We start from the raw sequence: 22,862 nt of genomic DNA on the forward strand, positions 1-22,862 counted from the left end.
TACCTGAGGAGGTGTCATGAATAAGTACGACTTGATTGTTCAGGATCTCAAAACTGATATTGCTATAGGCACGTATCCTGCTTATTCTCGCCTGCCTTCTGTTGCTCAGCTCTGCGAGCAATATGAAGTGAGCAAAATTACCATTAATAAGGCACTAGAAGTTCTTGAGCAGCAAGGGCTTATCTTCAGGCGAAAAGGCTCCGGCACTTTTGTCAAAAAGTTGGAAGAAGGAACACAAATTAAGCCAAGTAAAGAAGTCTCCGGTCAAATGGAAGGCTTCATGGCTGAACACGCTGCCCGAGGTGAGCGCGTTAAATCAAAGGTCTATACCTTTGAAGTTGAGCGTCCCTCTGAATACATTGCTAAAGCTCTTGATATTACTACCGAAGATTTTGTCTATAGAATTGTGCGCGTTAGGCTTGTTGAAGGAATTGCGCAGGTCATCGAGTATACCTACATGCCTATCAGCTTAGTACCCAATCTTAAAAAGGCTCATCTGGAGCACTCAATTTACAACTATATTGAGAGCGAAATTGGGCTCAGAATTGCCAATGCGCACCGCGTAATTAGAGCCGTCATGCCTACAGAGGTTGAGGCCTCAAGGCTAGAAATTAGTACAAGCGACCCCCTCTTAGAGGTTGAGCAAATCGGTTATATCGACGATGGTCGCGCGTTTGAATATTCCATCTCGCGACATGCGCATGGCTATGAATTCATGACCATTTCTATGCACTAGACCTCTGAAGCAGCGACACAAATAAGGCGAGAAGATCAATCGGTCTTCTCGCCATTTTTTGCGTGTGAACAACACAGACTTACTCGCCCAGGATGACGTGCCTAAACTCGCCGTCCTCGTAGATTCCACAGCTGTGAGTGCCGTCCTTTGGAATGCCTACAGAACCTGGATTAAACACGGTGACCTCTGGGTGGTCGGCGCTCTGCATGTTGACTTTTCTGTGCGTGTGGCCGTACACAAACGCGTCGAGGCTTGGCATCTGAGGCCACTTATCAACACTGTTGTGAATACCAGGGCCAAAGACGTGGCCGTGAGTAAAGAAGATGGTGAACTGCTTGCCAGTCTTGGGGTCTTTGTCAAACAAGATGTTGTAATCAGCCATGCAAGGGAAGTCCAGAACCATCTGGTCAACCTCTGCCTCGCAATTTCCGCGGACCGCAATGACCTTATCGGAAATGCTGTTCAGCATCTCAATAACGCGCTTTGGAGCGTAATCTGCAGGAAGATCGTTGCGAGGGCCGTGATAAAGCAAATCTCCAAGAAGCAAAACGTACTTTGGCTGCTCCTCCTCAATGACCTGCATAAGCTTCTCGCAATAGTCGGCAGCGCCGTGAATATCTGAAGCAATTACAACCTTCATCAACGTATCCTCTCTATACGTGTTTCTACACGTAGCTTCATACGCGTGTATCAATCAATTATTTTATTGTATTGATGGCGTCCAACCAGTTACAAGCGCCGGCAATTCGGTCACCGTGTAAACGCCTGCTTAGAACCTACCGGTCATCCTTGCATCAGGATCAGCCTCGGAAACACGCTGACGAAGATCTGCAATAGCCGCAGGTATCTCGTCTGTGTTGTACGGCGTCATCTGGTACACCCAGTTAATCCAGTTGCGATACAGCAAGTTAGCATGCGCACGCCAGGTAAACAGCGGCTGCTTTTCTGGATCGTTATCAGGGAAGTAGTTCTCTGGCAGACGAATCGGCAGGCCCTTGTGGAAGTCGCGCCAATACTCCTCTGCAAGCGTATCGCGATCATATTCAAAATGACCGGTTACAAAGATCTCGTGGAAGTCTCTGGTGGCGAGAAGTGCGGGTCCGCTGGTAAATCCCTCAGAAAGCACGGCAAGCTCAGGATGGTTTACCAGAGCTGATGTCTCAATTGCAGCATGACGAGAGTGTGGCATGTAATGTACCTCGTCAAATCCATTGGTGAGGAAGCAATACTCATCGCATAAACGCTGCGGGAAAATACCAAAGAGCTTAGCGCCCAGCATCTTCTTGGGAATGTCGTGCAGGTAATAGAGGCCAGCTAGTGCGCCCCAGCACAGGTACATGGTAGAAAAGACGTGCTCCTGAGACCAATCAACAATGCGACAGAATTCATCCCAGTAGTCAACGTCCTCGTATTTAAGGTCCTCAATAGGAGCGCCGGTAATAATCAAACCGTCATAGTTTTTATCTTTGAAGTCATCAAAAGTTGAATAAAACGTGACCAGATGGTCGGCTGCAGTGTTTTTAGATTCATGTGAAGAGATACGCATAAAGTCGCACGTAACCTGTATAGGAGACTTTGAAATCAAGCGGAGAATCTGTGTCTCGGTCTGAATTTTCTTAGGCATTAAATTCAAAATTGCCAGGCGCAGTGGACGAATCTCCTGGTGTTCTGCAACTTCTTCCTCAAGCGCAAAAATGCGCTCTTCTTGCAGCGTCTTCTTAGCTGGTAAACCATCTGGAATATTAATAGGCATGGCAACTTCCTTTGGCTAATCGTTGCACATAAGTATACTTGTTTGTATGGAAATAACTTTTGCCGAGCTCGGGCTAAACGAGCAAATTCTGGCAGGCGTAGCAACACTTGGGTTCAACGCACCTACTCCCGTGCAAGCCGCGGCAATTCCCGCCGTCCTGGCGGGCAAGGACGTTGTTGCGTCAGCGCAAACGGGAACGGGTAAAACTGCAGCGTTCATGTTGCCTACGCTGCAGCGCATTGCTGTCGAGAAACCCGGTGGGGCCGAGAAGCGCGGCGCCAAGGAGCCCAACGCGAGCGCCAAACCCAACGCGGCCGCCGGACGCGGCGCCAAGCGAGGCGACGCCAAACGCAACGCATATCCCCGCGCACTCATCATCACCCCAACACGAGAGCTAGCTGCCCAAATCGACAACGTTGCTAAAAGCGTTTGTGCATCCACTGGTCAGCAAGCCGTCATTGTTACCGGTGGCGCTCGCTACAAGCACCAGATAACCGCACTGCAAAAAGGTTGCGATGTACTGGTGGCAACACCTGGCCGCCTGATAGATCTTCTCGACAAGAATCATACAAGCCTAGAGAACATCCAGGTACTGGTGCTCGACGAGGCGGATCGTATGCTTGACATGGGGTTTTGGCCAAGCGTTCGCCGCATTATGGAGCAGCTACCCAAGGCGCACCAAACGCTGCTTTTCTCGGCAACGCTCCCCGCATCAATCACATCGACTATAGACGCGCTGCTTAAAGATCCAGAGCGCATTGAGATTGCAAGAACCGGACAGACTGCGGCAACAATCGAGCAACATTTATGCTCGGTCACTCAGGGACAAAAACCGCAGCTCTTAAAGGCGCTTATCGACTCGTTTAATCCTGCGCCAGAGCGTGTGTTGGTGTTCTGTAGGACAAAGTCGCGCGTTGACAGCATTTACAAAAATCTCAAAGCCGCAGGTCTCAAGGTTGATGTTATGCATGCGGACCGTCCGCAAAAAGCTCGCGCAAGAGCACTGGAGCGATTCCGTAGTGGCGCCATTCAGGTTCTTGTTGCAACCGACGTCATGAGTCGCGGCATTGATATCCAGGGCATTGACGCGGTCATTAACTTTGATGTGCCGCTTGACCCTGAGGATTATGTTCACCGCATTGGCCGAACAGGCCGCGCTGGGGCCGCAGGTCAGGCTTTCACTTTTATGGGACCAGATGAGGTCACGCCGCTTAGGGAAATTGAATACTTTACAAAAGCACTCATTCCTACATGGGATCTACCTGGCTTTTCTTATGACTCGGGTCGCATTATGCTTCAAGACTCCCGCTCTACCACCAAGACCACGCGATCGATGTTCTCGGGTTCAAGGTCAAGAGGCAAAGGATTTGGATTTGGCGGCAGATATGGCCGACACACGTAATCTATAATCAGATGCAGTCAGTTCATACAGTAAAGGAATCAAAATGGGCCCTTTTAATGGCGTTGGTGTAATTTTTGCTCTTGGAGCAGCGGCTCTTCATGTGGTTATTTTTTATCTTGAGTCATTTACCTGGACTTCTGACGGTACGCTCAAGGCCTTTAACATGACAAAAGAAGAGGCAGAGAGCACCGAAAAAATAGCTTTTAACCAGGGATTTTACAATCTCTTTCTTGCCATTGAGGTATTCGTTGGCGTCTTCTTGATGGCCACCAGAAATCCAGCAGGTAAAGCGCTTGTTATCTTTGCTGTATGTTCAATGGCATTTGCCGCAATTCTTCTCTATGTAACTTCTCCCGACAAACGCTCCGCAGCCATTAAACAGGCAATATTCCCCATTATGGCACTCTGCAATTTGATTCTGTAACTTTTTGAGCATCGACGCTGGGCACATACAAGCACCCGGCCTTTTGTAAGCGCTTCTCGCGAGAAGGACCATCATGAAGCAACTCCGCCCTTATCCACAGGTTATTATCACCAAGAAAGCTGCTCGCGCACTTGCAGGCGGACATCCTTGGGTCTTTGAGGGCGAGGTTATTCGTGTAGAACCGTCTCCAGAAAGCGGCAAGAGTGCTCAAAATGGTTGCATTGTTGATGTCTTTGAGGAGAACGGCACCTACCAGGGAACTGGCCTTCTGTCAGAAATGAGCAAGATTCGCGTCAGAATTGTGACAAGAAACGCCAACGATAGGCTCAACGAAGCGTTTTGGAGTCGTAAGATCAGCTGGGCGTGGGAACACCGCAAAACCACTATGGGAAACCGAGCTCTACCAGGGACTGAGCCCGACACCAATTGTTGCCGTGTTATCTTCTCTGAGGCCGATGGCTTTCCTGGCTTAATCGTTGACCGCTACGAGAACATACTTGTTGCGCAGGTAGGAACCATTGGTATGGAGCGTCTGCGCAACGTTATCTATCCGCTGCTTCTTGAGGTTTTATCTGCAGACGGGCAGATAATTGACGGTATCTACGAAAGAAATGACTCTCCTTCGCGCCTTAAAGAAGGACTTCCACAATATAAGGGCTGGTGGACAGGCACTTCTCCTGACGAGAATGGCTTGCTTGCAGACAGCTCTCTTGCTCTGCCTTCAACTCATGTTCTTGCAACAGAAAACGGACTCAAGTTCAACCTTGACCTGGAGAACAGCCAGAAAACCGGCTTTTTCTTGGATCAAAAATACAACCGCCGAGCAGTTCGTCAGCTTGCACAAGGCCGTCGTGTGCTGGATTGCTTCTGCCACGTTGGTCCGTTTGGCCTTAACGCTGCAGCAGGAGGGGCAGATTTTGTCCGCTGCGTAGACGTCAGCCAAACCGCCATTGACCTTGCACGCCAAAATGCGGAGCTCAACGGCTTAGCAGATCGCATGGACTTTACCTGTGCAAACGTTCTTGAATACCTGCCAGAACTGGCTGGTGACCGAGGTCAGCTCAAGGCAGAGGGAGGTCCGTTTGACCTCATCATTCTGGATCCGCCTGCATTTACTAAGACGCGCGACAAGGTTCGCAGCGCCATGCGCGGCTATAAGGAAATCAATGCAGCAGCCATGAAGCTGCTACCTCGAGGTGGCTACCTGGCAACTTGTTCCTGCTCACACTTCATGACCAGAGATCTTCTCGCCCAGGCAATTGCCGAGGCAGCTCACCACACCAACGTGCAGCTCAAGCAAATTGAAGAGCGACAGCAAGCTCCTGACCACCCAATTCTTTGGGGTGTTCCCGAGAGCCACTACCTTGATTTCTTCATTTTCCAGGTGATCTAGAACTACTTATTATTTGCTTTTGCGACGCTCTTTAAAGAACGCCTTGAGCTGTGCAGATGCTTCGTCTGCTAATACTCCGCCTGAGACTGCAAACTCGTGATTAAGTCTTGAGTCACTGCTCACATCAAACAACGTGCCCGTTGCGCCGCCCTTGGGGTCAAACGCGCCAAACACACAGCGATCGATACGAGCGTTGACCATCAATCCTGCGCACATCAAGCAAGGTTCCAGCGTCACGTAAACCGTACAGCCCGAAAGCCTCCAGCGGCCAAGCTTTTTTGAAGCCTCTTGCATGGCGAGAAACTCAGCGTGTGCAGAAGGGTCGTTATCTATCTCACGGCGATTATGTGCAACGGCAATAACCTCTCCATCGCACACTACAACTGCGCCGATAGGCACTTCTCCTATCTGAGCTGCAAGTTCTGCCTGTTCAAGAGCAAGTTTCATGTACTTCTGATCAAGAGCAGCCTGTGGGGTCAAAGGCTCTTGCGCTTCGTCGCTCATAGCTGCTCCTCTCTTGTCTGATTGTTGCTACTAATCTGTCGCTGTTCTGTCGCGATTCTGACGTAAATCTTTCATGACTCTGACGCTTATTTATCTACTCTCAATTATGAAGCAAAACCTAACTTGCTAAATCCCCTACTCGCAAAAAACTGAATTATGAGGTAGGATATTACCGCTTTGGAGAGGTGGCAGAGTGGTTGAATGCGGCGGTCTTGAAAACCGTTGAGCGGTGTCCCCGTTCCGAGGGTTCGAATCCCTCCCTCTCCGCCATTTTTTGGCGGACCTCAACTTAACGTTTTACCTTCAGAACTTTCATTCCATTCCATTCCACGTTATTTCTAGCTCAACGTTCTTCTCGCCAGTGTGTGGGCGAGCATTCCATTTACCAAAAGACTCGTTAGCAAGTTAAAAGCTTTAATTAAAAACGCCTTAGATTTTTACTTTTGGGTATAATTAACCTGTCCAAATGGATGGCTGACACAGGATTGTCAGTGATTGAAAGGATTTAGCATGATTATTGCCGCAGTTGTAGTTATTGTCCTTCTGGTTTTCTGGGCCATTAGCATTCACAACAGCATCATTCGCGCAAGCAACAGGTGCGATAACGCTTGGGCAGCTATCGATACGCAGCTTCAGCGTCGTAACGATCTGATCCCTAACCTGGTCAACACCGTTAAGGGTTACGCAGCTCACGAGTCTAAGACTTTTGAGGCAGTTACTTCTGCTCGCGCTGCAGTCGCAAATGCACGCACTCCTGAAGAGAAGATGCAGGCTTCCGGCACTCTTTCCAATGCTCTGACCAACCTGTTTGCTGTTGTTGAGAACTACCCAGAGCTCAAGGCTAACCAGAACTTCCTGGAGCTCCAGGCAGAGCTTACTGACACCGAGAACCGCCTCAGCTACGCTCGCTTGAGCTACAACGATGTTGTCATGAACTACAACAACATCATCGCTGTTTTCCCAAACAACCTTCTTGCTGGTGGACGTTCCCCACGTACAAGCTTCCAGGTTACCGACGAGTCCGCTCGTCAGGCACCAAACGTACAGTTCTAAGAGCTGTTTCGTTTACACTTTGTACCAGTACAACCCGGTATCTGCATTCCGCAGGTACCGGGCTTTTTTGTGTGCTGTCAAGCTTCGCTAATCGGGCCAGCCGTGCGCTGACTGCGCACGTCGCACGCGCGCCGGTCGCACCTCGGCTGCAGGTAAATCCGAGCAGCTAGATTATGTGAAGAGTCTTTACAGCCTCGCGAGAAAATCGTTAAAATAGTTACATCTGTGAATTGTCCTCGCAAGCACAATTCACGTCCTATTGGTTGAAGAGAAAGGTCAGCATGAAACCTCGACCTCACAGTCGCTGACCTCTTGCGGTGTGCCGATTTGCACCGTGAGGGGTGAAATCGCAATGCAGTCCCCGTGGCAAGTATGCGGAGTTTCTCGCCAAAGCCACGCTTTAGTCTTCGGACGCATGTAAGGAGCACACATGATTTATCTTTCCCAGTTAATGGGTAATCCGGTTCTAGATTCAGAAGGCGAGAAGATCGGTTCTGTCTCCGACCTTGGAATTGCTACCGGAGAAGTTTTTCCTCGCATCACTTCCCTTGCTTTTATGGGCCCTGGCCGCACGCCAATGATGATTTCTTGGCGCAAGTATGTTGATACCTACGATGAGGACGTCATCAGGCTCAAGGTACCTTCAACTGAGATTCGTTTCTCGTACCTGCAGCCTAACGAAGTTCTTCTCGCCCGAGATATTCTCAACAAGCAGATCGTTGATACGCGCGGCATTCGCGTTGTCCGCGTAAACGACCTCAAGCTTTCCGATACCAGCTCAACGCAGCTTCGCCTTCTGGGCGCAGAGGTTGGCGCACGTGGTCTGCTGCGCAGCCTTTCTCCCCATCTAGAGCACCTGGTCACCCGCATTGCGCGCGCTATGGGCCACCCCATGCAAGAGCGCATCATTGCGTGGAGTTACATGGACCTGGTTGAGCGCGACCTCTCCAACGTCAAGCTCTCCGTTTCCCACAAAACGCTGGACGAGCTGCACCCTGCTGATGTTGCTGACATCATCGAACGCCTGGACTCTCGCCTGCGTAGTCAGGTATTTGCCCAGCTTGATGACGAACAGCGCGCCGGCGCAATGGCAGAGTTCAACGACGACGCCATGGCAGTTGAGCTCATCGGTGGCCTGAACGAAAAAGAAGCATCTCGCATCCTGTCCGAGATGGACCCAGACGACGCGGCCGAGCTTGTCTCCGAGCTGAGCTATGACCGTGCCGAGAAACTCCTGCGCTTGATGGGCGTTAAGGAGCAGCGCGCAATTAGGCAGCTGCTGGGATATCGCGAGTACACCGCTGGCCGTATTATGACGTCCGAGGCGCTTTCTGTTCCTGAGGATCAGACCGTTGCGTACGCTTTTGATCGCCTGCGTAACCTGGACGAAGACTTTGAGACCGTCCGCTATCTCTACCTTACTGACGAGGACGGCCGCCTGTCCGGAACCGTTTCGCTGAACCGCCTGATTGTCTCCGAACCAGAAACTCGTCTGGAGGAGATTGCTAATAAGAACCTGGTCACCGCCTCACCAGAGGACGACCAGGAGGACGTTGCTCGAAACATTGCAAAGTACAACCTGCTGGCCATGCCTGTTGTTTCTGACGACAACCGCCTGCTGGGTATTGTTACCGTCGACGATGCTCTTGACGTTCTTGAAGAGGAGCACGCCGAGGACCTGCAGATTGTTGGTGGCGGCAGGAGCGATTCCGACTCTGGCGACCGTGGCCGCAACATTATTTGGTTCCTCCACCGCAACCTCTGGCTTTTGTTCTGGGTTGCTTCCGTTGTGATTGCTGCCTTTGTAGGAACAGCTGCAACATCTAATCCAACCATGGGTATTTTCGCAGCTCTTTGCACTATTACTATGCCAATCTCACTGAACTTGAGCGAGAATACCGTCAACTACGTGACAAACTTCTTCCTCACAGACGATCCTGGCAGCGAGAAGTCTCCTTCTATCTTAGGCTTTGCCTTCCGCTCGCTTCTACTTGGTCTTCTGGTCAGCGGCCTCATTTGCATCCTTGGTGCCGCAGCCCATGCCCTGCTAGAGGCTCTGTTCCACCCCTACGATCCAAATGCAGGCGTATTCTACGCCGCACTCTTTGACCAGACCATTATTCAGATCTTTGGTGCAGCAGCAGGCTCTACGCTTATTTCCTTCCTGCTAACCCCAATTTTCTTGGCTGTACTTCGCCATCGTGAGGAGAAAAACCAGGAAACTTCAGGCCTCACACTTACCCTGATTTCCATGAGCCTTTCGGTGGTGACATTCTTCGTCCTCTCTTACGCTCTCTCGCTTGTGAGCGTGATGTAAATGGCGCAAGAGAACGCAGAGGTAAAGAGCACAGCCGCAGAGCAGAGCGCCGCTGGTCAGGACGCCATCGAGCAGGGCAAACACGCGCCTAAAGAGAAGGCTCCGGTCAACAAAAACAGCATCAAGTACATCTTGATGGCAATGGGTCCCGGTCTTCTCGCCGCATTTGCTGGTAACGACGCCGGTGGCATTGCAACCTACTCCAGCGCGGGCGCTACGTTTGGCTACTCGCAGCTGTGGACCGTACCACTCATGTGCTTCCTGCTGATTGTGGTTCAAGAAACTGCAGCTCGAATGGGCTGTGTTACCGGTAAAGGTATTGCATCGCTGGTCCGTGAGCGCTTTGGTATTCGCCTTTCCACACTGGCAATGGGCGCGCTGCTGCTCTCCAATATTGCTGTTACCTTCTCCGAATTCGCAGGTATTGCGTCCAGTATGGAGCTCTTTGGCATCCCAACGTACGTCTCGGTACCTATCAGCGCTCTGATGGTGTGGCTCCTGACCGTTGGCGGATCGTACCGCCGTATCGAGAAGATTTTGCTGGCAATTAGCTGCATTTTTGTCACATACGTAGTGGCTGGCGTGCTAGCTCAGCCAGACTGGGGCGAGGCTCTGCGCGTCACCATCATTCCGCAGCCTTCCGCTGAACCGTCATACATTTCTCTGTTAGTTGCAAATATTGGTACTACTATCAGTCCGTACATGATCTTCTTGGTTGCATCAAATGTTGTCGAGAAAAACCTTGATACCAGCGATATTCCCGCACAACGTGCAGACAATGTTGCCGGCGCAGTCCTGGCCGAGATCATCACCTGGTTCATTATGCTGACCACCGGCGCTGTCCTCTTCCCTCGCGGAATCTCTGTTGACTCTGCTGCCGACGCTGCTCGCGCTCTTGAACCACTTGCAGGTCAGTATGCAAGTACCCTCTTCGCGCTGGGTATGGTTGGCGCGTCCTTCCTTGCAGCATGCGTTCTACCAGGCATTACCGCAAGCGCCATCTGCGAGGCATTTGGTTGGGAGCGCGGAGCCGACCGTAGCTGGCAGGAGGCCCCTGTCTACCACGGCATTATTACAACCGTGCTGGTTATTTCTGCACTGGTTGTTCTGATTCCAGGCATGAGCCTCTTTGGTATCATGATGGCCGCCCAGGTCATCAACGGTATTCTGCTGCCAATTCTGCTTGTCTTTATGGTTATCATTGCGGCCGACAAACACATCATGGGCAAGTACGCCAACGGCCGCATCTGGAACGCTCTGACCTGGTTTACCATCGTCACCGTTATCATCCTGACCATTGTGATGTTCATTCTGCAGGCCATGGGCTTGTAGCAAACGTCACGCAACTGCAACACAAAAATAGGGCGAGAAGATCGGTCTTCTCGCCCTATTGTTTTATGCATTTAGCTGCTATTTATTACTTGCTTGCCTTGTCAAACTCGTCCTTGAAGTCAGAGAACATCTTGCCCATGCGTCCGAGCTGCATGCCAAAACCCTTAGCTGCCTTGTTAGCGGTGGCCTGTGTAGATGATTTGCTTGTAGGCTTAGCAGCAGGCTTACTAGCAGCGGCTTTGTCAGCAGCGGCTTTGTCAGCTGCGGCCTGCTCCTCCGCAGATGGCTTCTCGAGGCGAACATCCTCTGCAGCAATGGGAGCTGGGCGCTCGGAATCGTCTTCTGCGTCGGGCTCGGTAGCGTCTTCGATCGCACGCTTTGCCTTGGCCAGCGTCTTACCCAGGGCAAACGCGCCCTTCTCGGTGGCCTCTGCAACAGCTTTTCCGGCTTTAGCTGTAGCCTCAGAAGCCTTTGCGGCAGCTGCCGCGTAACCCTCGCCCGCCTTTGCAGCTAGACCGCCAGTGAGCTGGGCATCTGCCGCTTCGTCGGAGAGAACCATGGCGCCGTTAGAGTAACCCAACAGCCACTCAGGCTTGATGGCAAACGAGCCTACCAGCGCTTCAGATCCAGCGCCATCACCCACAAGAAATGCCGAGACCACACCAGTGACCTGGTCAAACTCTGCACCACTTACGTAACCTAAGGTTTTGCCGCTCTTAGTGCGAGCTTCCATACCGTGCCACAAGATGCAGGTATCAAAATCCAAGTTCAAGCGCTTGATTGCTGCTTTATCGACGTTATTCTCGGGATCTTTTACGCAAAGCCCCTGCTCAATGGTCTCCAGAGACTCCAGCGTGACAAACGCGTCATCCTGCTTAATCATGCCAGCAATGTCGGGCTTCTGAACCATCACGCCCACTACCTGCGAAGGCTGGCCCTGTTTGAAGGGTGCAAAAACCACGTTGTGGATTTTTCCTAACTTGGAAAACCGCTCTTCTCCCGCGTGCTTGCCCTTTGTAGCAGGCTTTTTGGGGAGAAGGACCTTTGCGCCTAGGAGCTCGGTTGTTTTCACGTGAAACCTCTCTATAAAAAACGGGACGTCATAAGGCGTCCCGTCACATTGCTTATAAGTGAGGCTTATGCCTCCTGGTAGCCCTCGCCAGCGTGCTCCTGCTCGTGGGATTCAACGTTCTCGATGCGAACAGCCTGAGCCTCAGCGGTTGTGGCGGTTGGCTCTGGAACAACAAAGGAGTCTGCAACAACATCGGCAGCATCTGCGACAGTGTTAGAAGCAGAGGTCACAGCGTCAGAAAGTGACTCACGGAGCTGATCCATGCGCTCGCGAGCAAGGTCAACCTTTGCGCGGAGCTCGTCGGTCTTTGCGTCAACAGTAGGCTTGACCTCGTCAATCTTAGTGCTCACAACCTTAGATGTGCGCTCATAAGAATCAAGTGCGGAATCCCATGCGTCATTGACAGCATCTGCAGCCAAAGCGCGAGTCTCCTCGCCGGAACGTGGAGCCAGGAAAAGACCAGCTACAGCGCCAGCAGCAGCACCAAAAATAGCGCCTAGAAAGAAACCAGCAGACTTCTTGCTCATAAGTACCTCCTGTTAAACAGCAAAACGCTGTACGTAATCATACCGCAATAAGGGCGTTTATCGAACGGGCTTTGGACGAGGAACGTTAATCATGTTCCAATCGTCTGGGACGTCGGTGACCTCAGAGTCGTCAGTGGCGTCCTCGGCAGCTGTTGCCTCGGCGAGCTCGTCGGCGGGTGCCTCGGCGATGTCGGCTGCGGGCTCGGCGTCGGCTGCGGGGTCGGCGTCGGCAGCGGGCGCGACCGCGTCCTCGTCGGATGCGTCGATACCTGCGACCTCGGCATTGTTCTCCTCAGCGTCAGCAGCCTCAGCCTCAACTGCATCAGCAGCAGCTGCATCAGCGACGTCCTCGGAGGAGTTGTCGGCAGCGTAATCCTCTGCGACTACGCTCTCTGCCTGGGGTACAGCGTCCGCCTCAGGTTCCGCGGAGTCTGCGAGCTCATCGGTCTTCTCGCCGTCAAGGCTTTGGATGAGCGCAACGAGGCCAGAAACGATTGCATTGATGTCTGGATCGGCGTCCTCCTGGTTGCCATATGCCCAGTTAAGGAGCCATACGGCACTGGAGAGCGAGGCTGCAACCAGCACGTCATCTGGACATGCAAGGATGATCTCGTAGAGGCCGCGACGGGAATCTACCAGGGAAGTCTTACCGGAAGCAACGTCTCCCGCGAGGTTGGTCAGGGCCAGAAGCTCGACGGTCACATGCTCAAGCAGGTGCGCTACCTCGGTATCTTCTGCGACAAGGCCAAAACGGGCATCGGCATCGCCCAAGCACAGGTGATTGGAAAGACCTGGCAAAAGCTCAAGTACGCGCTCAGTTGCCTCAGCATTTTCCGAGGTCAAACGTGGCGCTTTAGCCGAAAACTCAACGGTAGCGGTCAAGTTTTTAGGTCCTACCACAACTTTTTTGATAGAAATCAACTGCGCCATTTCAACCTCTTTCTATTGGTTCACTCTATTGTAATCATTCTTTTAGTTATTCATTTTCTGATGTGTCAGAGTTTTCGCCAGCTGGCTCAGATTCACCGTCTACCTGTGGTTCTGGAGCAATTACACGCAACAAAGATAGTCGGCGACGACGCATCGACTGCACGCGGAACACGTAGCCATCCTTCTCAAAAACCTCACCTGGACGAGGTAGATGATTTGCCAAATCCAGCACAAAGCCCGCGATAGTCTCGTACTCCTCGGATTCCCCAACCGGCCATCCAAGTTCAGCTGCATCATTGAGCGAGAAACGACCATCTACCAGCCACTCTCTATCAGAGAGCTGCGTCAGGTACTTGTTGTCCGGATCAAACTCATCCTCAATTTCGCCAACAATCTCCTCGACGATGTCCTCAACGGTGATAACACCAGCGGTTCCGCCGTACTCGTCAACCACGATGACCATCTGGTCGCGACTTGTCTGCATCTCAGTGAGCAGCGGAATGATATCTTTGGTATCGGGTACGTAGTCAGCGGAACGCACGAAGCGCGCGATCTTCTCGTCACTATCGTGCTGGTCAAGCGCTGGCTCCAGCAAATCTTTGATGTGAGCGATGCCCACGATGCGATCGATATTCTCGTGGTAGATAGGGATGCGCGAGAAGCCCGTCTGGCGCATGACGCGCAGGACCTCGGCGATAGTTGCAGTGTCCTCCATGGCGGTCATGTCAACGCGCGGGACCATTACCTCACGGACAACGGTGTCGCCCATCTCGATGACCTCGTGGATCATGGATTTTTCTTCTTCAGAGAGGTCTTCGGAATCCTTGACGATGTAGCGGAGCTCTTCCTCGGTGACCTCTTGATGGTCGTTGGTAGTGTCAATGCCCATCAGCGTGGTAACCGCATCTGCCGAGGCAGACGTGATAAACACGAGTGGGCGCGCAATCTGCATGAACGCCTTCATGGGGCCGACGACTGCTTTGGCCACTGCCTCGGAGTTTGCTAGGCCGATACTCTTTGGAACCAGCTCGCCGATGACCACGGAAAAGAAGGAAACAATCAGCGTAATAGCCACGACAGCTAAAGGAAGCGCCAGGTCAGCGTGGACACCGATACTGACCAGCCAAGCGCCGAATGGCTCGGAAAGACTTGTTGCAGCAAATGCCGAGGACGCAAAACCAACCAGGGTAATTGCGACCTGAATTGTTGCGAGGAAATATCCGCGATCAGTGGCAATGTCAATGACAGCAAGGGCTCTTGGATCGCCCTCGTCCACGTCCGCCTCAAGTGCCGCGCGACGAGAGCTCACAATGGCCATCTCGGCCGCAGAAAAGAAGCCGTTTACCAGGGTAAGCAGCAGAGTTATTCCAATACTTAACGCAATGTCCATCGAGTGTATGGGCACCTACCTCTTCGAAGTTACTTTTTGTACAGACTATTGTACTCTAACGCGCTCTACCTTGTAGTCTTCAGGAATTTGACACAGTCTCGCCATGAAACGTCAGGCGCGAGACGCGATGGCGCGAACGGCTCCGCGAGGTGATAGCGTCAACTATACGAGCAGCACGCTTTTCCCGCGATACGAATTACTTTTCTGCGATTTTGCCAGCCATTTTAATATCATGCTTCTCTATTTTCTGCGTTAATTCTGGCTAACACGCAGTTCCCAATATTTGATGCAGAATTTTGAATAACTCGTCCAATTAATTCATTTCCATGAATACGTAACTTTTACGCCTAAAATTATGTGCCGAAAAAGGTAAAAAACCCGTTTAGTTGGAAATGAAAATTGAAATTTGGTTGATTTATCTCCAACTAAGACGATTTTTTACCGCCTTAAAAACTTTTATCTGGGCAAACGTTGTATGCAGAAAAATGAAATCTCCAACTAAACACATTTTTTACCACTTCGGGTCACTTCGGAGTCATTTCGGGGTCACTTCGGGGTCATTTGCATCATTTTTTGTCCGCTTAACTCCCTTAACAGCAAAAGACCCTCACATTCAGCATGAATGTGAGGGCCTTGCTCAATATACCGCTAAATTAGAGCTGCTTGCCAGCCTCGACCAGGTCCTTGACCTGCGCACGAACGGCATCCAGGTCCTCGTCAGAAGGAAGCCAACCGATAGCGTGAACAGGCAGTGGCATAGTGAACTCTGCTGCCTCAAGCTCGGCCTGGACCATCTTTGGTCCAAGTGGAGCCCAGCCGTAAGAGCCAAACGCAAAGCCAATACGGTGGTCGTTCTTTGGAGAGAGACCGCTCATATAGGTCAGGAACGAAGAAACGGTAGGCAGGAACTTAGAGTTCAGCGTAGGCGAACCAACGCAGACATACTTAGAGTCCAGGAAGTGGTACATGACGTTGGAGATATGAGTCTCCTTGAGGTCGATGAGCTGGGCAGGAATGCCTTCAGCCAGAAAACCGTCCAGAAGAGCGTGAGCCATCTTGTCGGTTGAGCCCCACATGGAGTCGTACACAACCAGGGCTTTCTCCTCAAGCTTGCCGGTAGTCCACTCCTCGTACTTGGAGATGATGTCGGCAATGTGGGAGCGCCATGCAACGCCGTGAGCTGGGGCGATAATATCGATGTTCTCCAGACCAATGCCCTTAACTGCGGTAACAGCGGAGTCAGCCTGACGACCGTAAGGGAGAACGATGTTTGCGTAGTACTTGCGAGCCTGCTTCATGACCTCGCAGTAGTCGGACTCGTCCTCAAAGCGGGTGCTTGAAGCGTAGTGCTGACCAAATGCATCGTTGGAGAAGAGGATCTTATCGTAGTCAGAATACGTGACCATGTTGTCTGGCCAGTGGACCATTGGGGTCTGCACAAAGGTCAGGGTGCGCCTACCGATGTTGAGCGTATCGCCCGTCTTTACGCCGTTGACGTTGATATTCTCGCCATAGAAAGCCTTGAGCTCCTTGACGCCCTGAGGTGCGCTTGCGTAGACCTCGGCGTTTGGCGCGAGCTCAAGAATGCGAGGAACACTGCCGGAGTGGTCCATCTCAATGTGATTGCAGATCAGAACGTCAATCTTTGCTGGATCGATGATGCTCTTAATGCGCTCGACTAGCTCCTCGGAGAATGGGCGCTTGACGGTGTCAATAAGCGTGACCTTCTCGTCTAGGATAAGGTATGCATTGTAGGTAATGCCCTGCTCAGTGGTATAGCCGTGGAACTCGCGAGCGTTCCAATCCAGGGCGCCTACAAAGTAGACATCGGGTTTGATTTCGACAGAACTAAGCATGTGTCCTCCAAAGACCACAGTGCGAAAATTTGACACTACAAGGATATCATTTGCCGGCTAGTGAATGTATGTTCACGTAAACTTTCCAGAAGTTATCCGAATCCAAATTCTTTCCGTGCTGGAATCTAGATTTTCACTTTGTCCGAATCTAAATATTTTCCTTGCTGTTATGTTCTTTTGATAGTGTTACCATAAATTACATAGGCCTAAAACGTATCCGGAGAGGGGAACCTATGAAAATGCTACGCGCAATGCGTGAGCCACTGAAGTATGTTCAGGGCAAAAATGCTTGTCTCGAGTTTGAAAAAGAGATGGGCTACATGGGAAAGCGCTTCCTGTTTGTTTGCTCTAACAGCGGCTACAAAGCAACCCACGACATGATCGAGCAGAGCTTCGAGGGCAAGGGCGACTATTACCGTCGCTACGAGGTCTTCGGTGGCATCTCTTCCAACGGCGAGATTAACCGCATGAAGGCTATCGTCGAGGAGGACAACATCGACGTAGTCGTCGCTATCGGCGGCGGCAGCGCTGTTGACACCGCAAAGGCAACCGCATATTACGCTGGTAAGCGCATCGTTATTCTTCCTACCGTTGCAGCTACCGACGCTCCATGCACCGGCCTCTCCGTTATTTACAACGATGACGGTTCCTTTGACAAGTACCTCTTCTACCCACAGAACCCAGATGCAGTTATGGTCGACACCCAGATCATCGCTAACGCACCTGTTTCCTTCCTGGTAGCAGGCATGGGCGACGCACTGGGCACCTACTTTGAGGGCCGCGCATCCATCCGCACCGAGTCTCCTTCCCTTGAGGGAACCGGCATTACCCGCGTTGGTATGGCAATTGCTAAGGAGTGCTACCTCACCCTTCGCGATTACGGTGCACAGGCAATTAAGGCTTGCGAGAACAACGTTGTAACCCCAGCTCTTGAGGCTATCTGCGAGGCAACCGTCTACATGAGTGGCGTCGGCGCTGACAATGTTAACTGCGCAGCAGCTCACTCCTTCTACAACGGCCTCACCTCCCTTGGTGGCCACAGCGCACCTCACGGTAACTGCGTTGCTTTTGGTACCCTGGTCCAGCTTGTTCTTGAGGGCGTTCCTCAGGAGGAGTTCGACGAGGTCCAGGACTTCTGCCTTGAGGTTGGTCTTCCAACTACCCTCGAGGAGGTTGGCATCACCACTGACGAGCAGATCAAGAAGATCGCTGAGGCTGCTTGCGTTCCTGGCGAGACCATCCACAACCTTGCTGGCGACGTCACTCCTGACGAGCTCTATGCAGCTATCGTCCAGGCTGACGCTATGGGCCGCGCTCTTAAGGCTTAAGCTTCTAGCTGCACGCCGCGCGACGACACGCCTGGCGGCAGGTCGCAACGGCACCGCAACAGCACATTTGCTTGAACAGAAGAGGGACCGCAGATGCGGCCCCTCTTTTTTGTTGCAGCTTTTATGTGATAGCGAGAAGTGCGGACGGTGTCGCAACGGTACATAGCACAGACAAGGCTCACGCTGGGGTAGCAGTGCAACAGCGTGGCGGCGACTACCTACCAGCGGCGACGCACTTACAGGCCAAGCGCCTACAGGCCCAGCACCTGCTTGATGTCCACAGCAATCAGCTCGGGATCCAGATGACTTTCTCGCATAAGGTCCGCGATGTTGACGCGATCATAGAAAGCCTTCTTGACGCCGTAGTTCAGCACGCGTGCGGAAGAAGTTCCCAGGTAGCTGGCTATATTTTGTCCCCAGCCACCCTCGATGATGCCGTCCTCAATGGTCACGATGACGTCGTGGTCTTTTACCAGGTTGTCGAGCAGATTCTGATCAACGCCCGAGGCAAAGTATGGTTTGACCAGCGTGGCTTCAATTCCCAAGGTGGAGCTGAGGGCCTCAACGGTTTTCTCGCCAAGGTCGTAGAAATCGCCCAGGGCAAGAACGGCCACCTTGGAGCCCTTGCGCGTGACCTCGTAGGTGTTGAGGGCGTCAAAGTTTGTGCGGACGGGACCCTCGGCGTGGACCACAGGACCGGAAGGAATTGCGATGTAGACGGGGTGTTTGTCCTGGTCAAGCGCCCAGTCGAGCATGGCGATATACTCCTCGGCGTTGGATGGCGCGAGGTACACCATGTTAGGGATGTTTGCGATCATGGAAATGCTGCTGAGGCCCTGGTGGGTGGCGGCCATTAAGCCCCTAATGGAGCCGGATCCCACGATAACCGCAGGATTCTGGTTGAGCGCCAGGTCCTGAGTTAGCTGGTCGTAGGTGCGCTGGATGAAGGTTGCACTTGAGCCCCAAATCACGTGCGCGCCCGCGTGAGCCGCGCCGGAAGCCATCGCAACTGCAGTTTCTTCGGCAATGCCCACGTCAAGGTAGTGCTTTCCCAGCTCTTCTCGACGTTCCTGCGTAAGGCCAAGCAGAGCTGGAACCGCTGACATAAGCACCAAGAACTTTGGGTCAGTCTTTGCGCGCTTGAGGGCATACTCTGCGAAGATGCTGGCATACGACTCGGAAGAGCCGGATGCAGGGCTCTGACCAGTCTGGATGTCAAACGGCATGTGCCAGTGCCACTTCTCCTTGTTTGCCTCCGCGGGAGCGTAGCCTTTACCCTTGAGCGTGTTGATGTGGACCACGACCGGATGGGTCGAGTCTTTTACCTGCTCGAATGCGGCGATAAGAGCCTCGATGTCGTTGCCGTCATTGACATACAGGTAGTCCAAGCCCATCGATTTAAAGAGGTTATTCTCGGCAGCACCGTTGGTGCGGCGCAGCTCAGCGAACTGGTCGTACATGCCGCCGTGGTTCTCGGCGATGGACATCTGGTTGTCGTTGAAGACAATGATAAAGTTGCTGTTCAGCTCGCCGGCAACGTTCAGGCCCTCAAGCGCCTCGCCGCCGGACATGGAGCCGTCGCCGATAACGGCGATGATGTTCTCCTTGCCGCCCATGATGTCGCGAGCCTTTGCCAGGCCAAGCGCCAGGCTGATGGACGTGGAAGTGTGGCCGATTTTGAAGAGGTCGTGCGGGGTCTCGGCGGGATCGGTGTAAGGGGACACCGAGTCGTAAAGCGCGGGATCCATGTATGCCTGCTTGCGGCCGGTGAGCATCTTGTGAGGATACGTCTGGTGCGAGACGTCGTAAACGATATGGTCAACGGGCGAATTGAACACGGTATGAAGCGCGATAGTTGCCTCGACGATGCCAAAGTTTGGACCAAAGTGGCCGCCATGCTTTGACTCCATGACCAGCAAGTTGTCGCGAATCTCCTGCGCAAGCACCTTGCGAGCCTCTGCGTCCAGCTTCTTTACGTCTTCTGGTCCATTGATATTCTCTAGGTACATGAGCGACCTTTCTTGGATTTAAGCTACTATCACGAATAACATCGCCATCTCAACGCTGTTTGTCTGAAATACGTACCCAGATCGCCGCCACGCAATACCGACAGGCAAGAAAATAAGCCACATGAGTAAGTAAGTTCTAGAAGCTTCCGCCCACGATCAACCATACCGTACGGGCAACATCATTAGTTGCTTGTACTGTTTTGCTGATGGTTGACGATGGTTGAAGATGGCTGAACACACCTATGTCGGATAATCTGTCAAAAAGACGTATACATGACGCTTAAAACGCCTGAAATGTGCAGAATATCGTCATTAGATGTGCAATATGCCCGTAATTGAGCAGAATATCCGACATAGATGTGTTCCTTAGGTGCGGAATTTACCTATAGTTTAATCTTTTATATCTTGCTATTCATTTTTCAGCATATTAGGTAAAGTTTATGCATAGAGATGCATATCAGGTAGAATGCGGTCTAGCTATCCGATTAATACCCAGTTATCTTGTTTAAGAGCTAGACGATTCTTCAGTAAGAAACAAAAAGCATCACTATTTGTGCGCAAAACCTAAAAAACCAACGCTAGACGCATTGCACCAGCGTAAAAGAACCCTCGCACCTGAAAGATGCGAGGGTTCTTGCTTGAAACTCGTTATCTACCTGCGGCACCGCGCCCGCAGCGCCTGCCGTACTCGCGGCGTACCTAACCTGCAGGTTAGCGCTCGCCAGCGGCGCGACGCTCAGCGTACTCGGCAGCAAGACGAGCCTGAATGTCGTGCGGGACCTGCTCGTATCCTGCCAGCTCAACGGTATACTCGCCTGTTCCGCGCGAGAGGGACCTCAGCCTTGTAGCGTAATCGGTAACCTCAGCGTATGGAATCGTTGCCTTAATGGTAGTTTCACCAGCAGAAACACCGGTGCCGGAAGACATTCCCTCAACGCGACCGCGGGAAGCGGAGACGTCGCCCATGACGGAACCTGCGTAACTGTCTGGAACGGTGATCTCCAGGTGAGCCATAGGCTCCAAGAGAACGGGTTCTGCCTGATCAACAGCCTTCTGGAAACCAATGCGAGCGGCCGTCTTGAATGCCATCTCGTTGGAGTCAACTGGGTGGTAAGAGCCCTCGTAGACAGCAACCTTAACGTCAATCATAGGATAACCAGCCAAAACGCCTTCGCGCATGGTCTCCTGGACGCCCTTATCAATAGCGGGGATGAAGCCGCGAGGAATGTGGCCGCCCACAATCTCGTCCACAAACTCGTAGCCTGCATCTGGGTTTGGCTCAATGCGCAGCCAGCAGTCGCCGTACTGACCGGAACCGCCGGTCTGCTTCTTGTGCCTACCCTGAGCGCTTGCAACTCGACGGATCGTCTCGCGATATGGGATGCGGAGCGCAACCTTATGTGCGGAAACGCCGGCTCGCTGCTCAAGACGCTCGAGAAGAACGGCTACTTGTGCCTCGCCGATTGCAGAAACAATGGTCTGGCCGGTGTCCTCATCACGCTCAACTTTAAGGGTTGGATCGGCGTCGGCGGCTTTCTCCAGGAACGCGAAGAGCTTGCCCTCGGTACCGCGCTCATCAGGCTCAATAGCCGTGCGGTACAGGGAGTTGGGGAACCTAAATGCAGCAGCCTCAACCTTACCGGTAACGGAAAGCGTGTCGCCCGTCATGGCCTCGAGCTTTGGAACTACTACGATGTCACCGGCCGCGGCGGTGCTCACATCAGCTGTTTCTTTGCCGCACATACGATACAGGTGAGAAAGGCGCTCGGGCTTGCGTGTGCGAGCGTTGATAAGCTCGGAACCTGCAGAAACAGTACCTGCAAGCACCTTTACAAACGTAAGCTTGCCGTTCTGTGGATCCTGCAGCGACTTGAAGGCAAACGCAACAGGGCGCTCGTCATCAGGGGAAATATCAAGCTGCTCGCCGTTCACCAGCGGAATGCGGCCAAAGTCAGACATAGTTGGGAACCAGCCGTCAACAGCATCAAGCAGGGAGATAACGCCCTCTTCGCGGACGCAAGAGCCCGAGAAAACAGGAACAAAAATGCGCTCCATAAGGGCCTTACCCAGCAGGCCTTCAAGCTCTTCCTGCGTAATTTCTCCGCCCTCAAGGTAGCGCATCATCAGCTCATCGTCGGCCTCAACAACCAGCTCGGTCAGAGCGGCGCGAGCAGCTTCTGCCTCTGCCTGGAACTCAGCAGGGATATCGGTGACCTCAGGCTTGCCATCTACCAACTTACGAGCCTTCTGATGAACAACGTCAATGATGCCGGAGAATGCCTCGCCAGAACCCATTGGAATGGTCACTGCACCAAGCGAGGAGCCAAAACGATCCTGGAGCATAGCCATCGCGGTCTCGTAATCTGCATCAGGGCGGTCCAGGCGGTTGATGAACAGCGCGCGGCAGAGAGAAAGATCCTCGGCGGCAAACCAAAGCCTGGTGGTAATAGTGCCAGGTCCACTAGCTGCATCAACAACAAACAGCGCAGTCTCAACAGCGCTCATTGCCGAATAGGCGTCACCCACAAAGTCAGGATAGCACGGCGCATCAAGCACGTTAATGCGTGTATTTTCCCAGGTAATTGGTGCGATAGTAGTAGAGATAGAGAATCCGCGCTCTGACTCTTGTGAATCGTAATCAAGCGTGGGCTTTGTGCCTGCGTGACCGCCTAAACGAGTGGTTGCACCCGTCAGATGCAGCATTGCCTCGGCAAGCATGGTTTTGCCCACGCCACCTTGGCCCACCAGGACCACATTCTTTACCTTAGAAACATTTTTTTCGGCCATGATGCCTCCTCTGACTGCGGCAAGCAGCCGAGAAGGTCAGCCGATAGTA

At 52.5% G+C, this 22,862-nt stretch carries 18 protein-coding genes and 1 tRNA gene; 9 read left to right on the forward strand and 10 right to left on the reverse strand.

Translation table 11 applies throughout. The features are described 5' to 3' along the window. The first annotated feature begins 16 nt into the window (after positions 1-16). Positions 17-736: a GntR family transcriptional regulator gene (locus HMPREF1647_RS05795; RefSeq protein ID WP_035428170.1), complete on the forward strand. Its 720-nt coding sequence runs from the start codon at positions 17-19 to the stop codon at positions 734-736. A 79-nt stretch (positions 737-815) separates the two neighbouring features. Here HMPREF1647_RS05795 and yfcE read toward each other — a convergent pair whose 3' ends face one another. Together yfcE and HMPREF1647_RS05805 are read right to left on the reverse strand one after the other, a co-directional pair. Then, entirely contained in the window at positions 816-1,376 is a 561-nt protein-coding gene (gene yfcE, locus HMPREF1647_RS05800) for a phosphodiesterase (RefSeq protein ID WP_035432977.1), read from the reverse strand. Positions 1,377-1,505: 129 nt separating this feature from the next. Next, positions 1,506-2,489 (reverse strand): homoserine O-succinyltransferase, encoded by a 984-nt coding sequence (locus tag HMPREF1647_RS05805; protein ID WP_035432979.1) that lies wholly within the window; start codon positions 2,487-2,489, stop codon positions 1,506-1,508. Positions 2,490-2,535: 46 nt separating this feature from the next. On the opposite strand from HMPREF1647_RS05805, the gene HMPREF1647_RS05810 reads away from it, so the two are divergent. From HMPREF1647_RS05810 to HMPREF1647_RS05820, 3 genes are all read left to right on the forward strand, one after another. Then, positions 2,536-3,891, forward strand: coding sequence for a DEAD/DEAH box helicase (locus HMPREF1647_RS05810; protein WP_035432981.1), 1,356 nt, complete (start codon positions 2,536-2,538; stop codon positions 3,889-3,891). A gap of 43 nt (positions 3,892-3,934) precedes the next feature. Beyond that, positions 3,935-4,315 carry a DUF1304 domain-containing protein gene (locus tag HMPREF1647_RS05815; RefSeq protein WP_035432983.1) on the forward strand — a complete coding sequence of 127 codons (381 nt, stop codon included), beginning with the start codon at positions 3,935-3,937 and terminating at the stop codon, positions 4,313-4,315. A gap of 73 nt (positions 4,316-4,388) precedes the next feature. Beyond that, on the forward strand, positions 4,389-5,708 hold the full coding sequence (locus tag HMPREF1647_RS05820; protein ID WP_035432985.1) for a class I SAM-dependent rRNA methyltransferase: 1,320 nt from the start codon (positions 4,389-4,391) through the stop codon (positions 5,706-5,708). A gap of 9 nt (positions 5,709-5,717) precedes the next feature. Here HMPREF1647_RS05820 and tadA read toward each other — a convergent pair whose 3' ends face one another. Continuing rightward, positions 5,718-6,212 (reverse strand): tRNA adenosine(34) deaminase TadA, encoded by a 495-nt coding sequence (tadA, locus tag HMPREF1647_RS05825; RefSeq protein ID WP_052039166.1) that lies wholly within the window; start codon positions 6,210-6,212, stop codon positions 5,718-5,720. 179 nt (positions 6,213-6,391) lie between these two features. Between tadA and HMPREF1647_RS05830 the strand changes: the two genes are divergently transcribed. From HMPREF1647_RS05830 to HMPREF1647_RS05845, 4 genes are all read left to right on the forward strand, one after another. After that, a tRNA-Ser gene (locus HMPREF1647_RS05830) sits at positions 6,392-6,482 on the forward strand. Between the two features lie 240 nt (positions 6,483-6,722). Further along, the gene (locus HMPREF1647_RS05835; RefSeq protein WP_035432988.1) at positions 6,723-7,265 is read left to right on the forward strand and encodes a LemA family protein; all 543 of its coding nucleotides are present in this window, start codon (positions 6,723-6,725) and stop codon (positions 7,263-7,265) included. A 430-nt stretch (positions 7,266-7,695) separates the two neighbouring features. Beyond that, positions 7,696-9,582: a magnesium transporter gene (locus tag HMPREF1647_RS05840; protein WP_035432990.1), complete on the forward strand. Its 1,887-nt coding sequence runs from the start codon at positions 7,696-7,698 to the stop codon at positions 9,580-9,582. After that, positions 9,583-10,914: an Nramp family divalent metal transporter gene (locus HMPREF1647_RS05845; protein ID WP_035432992.1), complete on the forward strand. Its 1,332-nt coding sequence runs from the start codon at positions 9,583-9,585 to the stop codon at positions 10,912-10,914. 85 nt (positions 10,915-10,999) lie between these two features. Here HMPREF1647_RS05845 and HMPREF1647_RS05850 read toward each other — a convergent pair whose 3' ends face one another. The 5 genes from HMPREF1647_RS05850 to HMPREF1647_RS05870 form a co-directional block, all read right to left on the reverse strand. Further along, positions 11,000-11,986 (reverse strand): hypothetical protein, encoded by a 987-nt coding sequence (locus HMPREF1647_RS05850; protein ID WP_035432994.1) that lies wholly within the window; start codon positions 11,984-11,986, stop codon positions 11,000-11,002. Positions 11,987-12,051: 65 nt separating this feature from the next. Continuing rightward, the gene (locus HMPREF1647_RS05855) at positions 12,052-12,513 is read right to left on the reverse strand and encodes a YtxH domain-containing protein (protein ID WP_035432996.1); all 462 of its coding nucleotides are present in this window, start codon (positions 12,511-12,513) and stop codon (positions 12,052-12,054) included. Between the two features lie 57 nt (positions 12,514-12,570). Then, the gene (locus tag HMPREF1647_RS05860; RefSeq protein ID WP_035432997.1) at positions 12,571-13,443 is read right to left on the reverse strand and encodes a cyanophycin synthetase family protein; all 873 of its coding nucleotides are present in this window, start codon (positions 13,441-13,443) and stop codon (positions 12,571-12,573) included. Between the two features lie 46 nt (positions 13,444-13,489). Further along, positions 13,490-14,833, reverse strand: a complete 1,344-nt coding sequence (locus tag HMPREF1647_RS05865) for a hemolysin family protein (RefSeq protein WP_035432999.1) — start codon at positions 14,831-14,833, stop codon at positions 13,490-13,492. 653 nt (positions 14,834-15,486) lie between these two features. After that, a complete protein-coding gene (locus HMPREF1647_RS05870; RefSeq protein WP_035433001.1) occupies positions 15,487-16,689 on the reverse strand; it encodes an FprA family A-type flavoprotein in 1,203 nt (400 codons plus the stop codon). Positions 16,690-16,922: 233 nt separating this feature from the next. Here HMPREF1647_RS05870 and HMPREF1647_RS05875 point away from each other — a divergent pair, with 233 nt between their 5' ends. Next, a complete protein-coding gene (locus tag HMPREF1647_RS05875; RefSeq protein ID WP_035433003.1) occupies positions 16,923-18,017 on the forward strand; it encodes a glycerol dehydrogenase in 1,095 nt (364 codons plus the stop codon). Between the two features lie 251 nt (positions 18,018-18,268). On the opposite strand, the gene HMPREF1647_RS05880 is transcribed toward HMPREF1647_RS05875, so the two are convergent. Next, on the reverse strand, positions 18,269-20,026 hold the full coding sequence (locus HMPREF1647_RS05880) for a 1-deoxy-D-xylulose-5-phosphate synthase (protein ID WP_035433005.1): 1,758 nt from the start codon (positions 20,024-20,026) through the stop codon (positions 18,269-18,271). 711 nt (positions 20,027-20,737) lie between these two features. Then, positions 20,738-22,813, reverse strand: coding sequence for an elongation factor G (locus tag HMPREF1647_RS05885; RefSeq protein ID WP_035433006.1), 2,076 nt, complete (start codon positions 22,811-22,813; stop codon positions 20,738-20,740). Between the last annotated feature and the right edge of the window lie 49 nt (positions 22,814-22,862).

This window comes from Lancefieldella parvula DNF00906 (assembly GCF_000758945.1).
GTDB classification, from domain to species: Bacteria; Actinomycetota; Coriobacteriia; order Coriobacteriales; family Atopobiaceae; genus Lancefieldella; species Lancefieldella parvula_C.

Excerpts from the sequence above, each read along its gene's own strand:
- HMPREF1647_RS05795 (WP_035428170.1), top strand. The coding sequence starts at position 17 with ATGAATAAGTACGACTTGATTGTTCAGGATCTCAAAACTGATATTGCT.
- yfcE (WP_035432977.1), bottom strand. The coding sequence starts at position 1,376 with ATGAAGGTTGTAATTGCTTCAGATATTCACGGCGCTGCCGACTATTGC.
- HMPREF1647_RS05805 (WP_035432979.1), bottom strand. The coding sequence starts at position 2,489 with ATGCCTATTAATATTCCAGATGGTTTACCAGCTAAGAAGACGCTGCAA.
- HMPREF1647_RS05810 (WP_035432981.1), top strand. The coding sequence starts at position 2,536 with ATGGAAATAACTTTTGCCGAGCTCGGGCTAAACGAGCAAATTCTGGCA.
- HMPREF1647_RS05815 (WP_035432983.1), top strand. The coding sequence starts at position 3,935 with ATGGGCCCTTTTAATGGCGTTGGTGTAATTTTTGCTCTTGGAGCAGCG.
- HMPREF1647_RS05820 (WP_035432985.1), top strand. The coding sequence starts at position 4,389 with ATGAAGCAACTCCGCCCTTATCCACAGGTTATTATCACCAAGAAAGCT.
- tadA (WP_052039166.1), bottom strand. The coding sequence starts at position 6,212 with ATGAGCGACGAAGCGCAAGAGCCTTTGACCCCACAGGCTGCTCTTGAT.
- HMPREF1647_RS05835 (WP_035432988.1), top strand. The coding sequence starts at position 6,723 with ATGATTATTGCCGCAGTTGTAGTTATTGTCCTTCTGGTTTTCTGGGCC.
- HMPREF1647_RS05840 (WP_035432990.1), top strand. The coding sequence starts at position 7,696 with ATGATTTATCTTTCCCAGTTAATGGGTAATCCGGTTCTAGATTCAGAA.
- HMPREF1647_RS05845 (WP_035432992.1), top strand. The coding sequence starts at position 9,583 with ATGGCGCAAGAGAACGCAGAGGTAAAGAGCACAGCCGCAGAGCAGAGC.
- HMPREF1647_RS05855 (WP_035432996.1), bottom strand. The coding sequence starts at position 12,513 with ATGAGCAAGAAGTCTGCTGGTTTCTTTCTAGGCGCTATTTTTGGTGCT.
- HMPREF1647_RS05860 (WP_035432997.1), bottom strand. The coding sequence starts at position 13,443 with ATGGCGCAGTTGATTTCTATCAAAAAAGTTGTGGTAGGACCTAAAAAC.
- HMPREF1647_RS05865 (WP_035432999.1), bottom strand. The coding sequence starts at position 14,833 with ATGGACATTGCGTTAAGTATTGGAATAACTCTGCTGCTTACCCTGGTA.
- HMPREF1647_RS05870 (WP_035433001.1), bottom strand. The coding sequence starts at position 16,689 with ATGCTTAGTTCTGTCGAAATCAAACCCGATGTCTACTTTGTAGGCGCC.
- HMPREF1647_RS05875 (WP_035433003.1), top strand. The coding sequence starts at position 16,923 with ATGAAAATGCTACGCGCAATGCGTGAGCCACTGAAGTATGTTCAGGGC.
- HMPREF1647_RS05880 (WP_035433005.1), bottom strand. The coding sequence starts at position 20,026 with ATGTACCTAGAGAATATCAATGGACCAGAAGACGTAAAGAAGCTGGAC.
- HMPREF1647_RS05885 (WP_035433006.1), bottom strand. The coding sequence starts at position 22,813 with ATGGCCGAAAAAAATGTTTCTAAGGTAAAGAATGTGGTCCTGGTGGGC.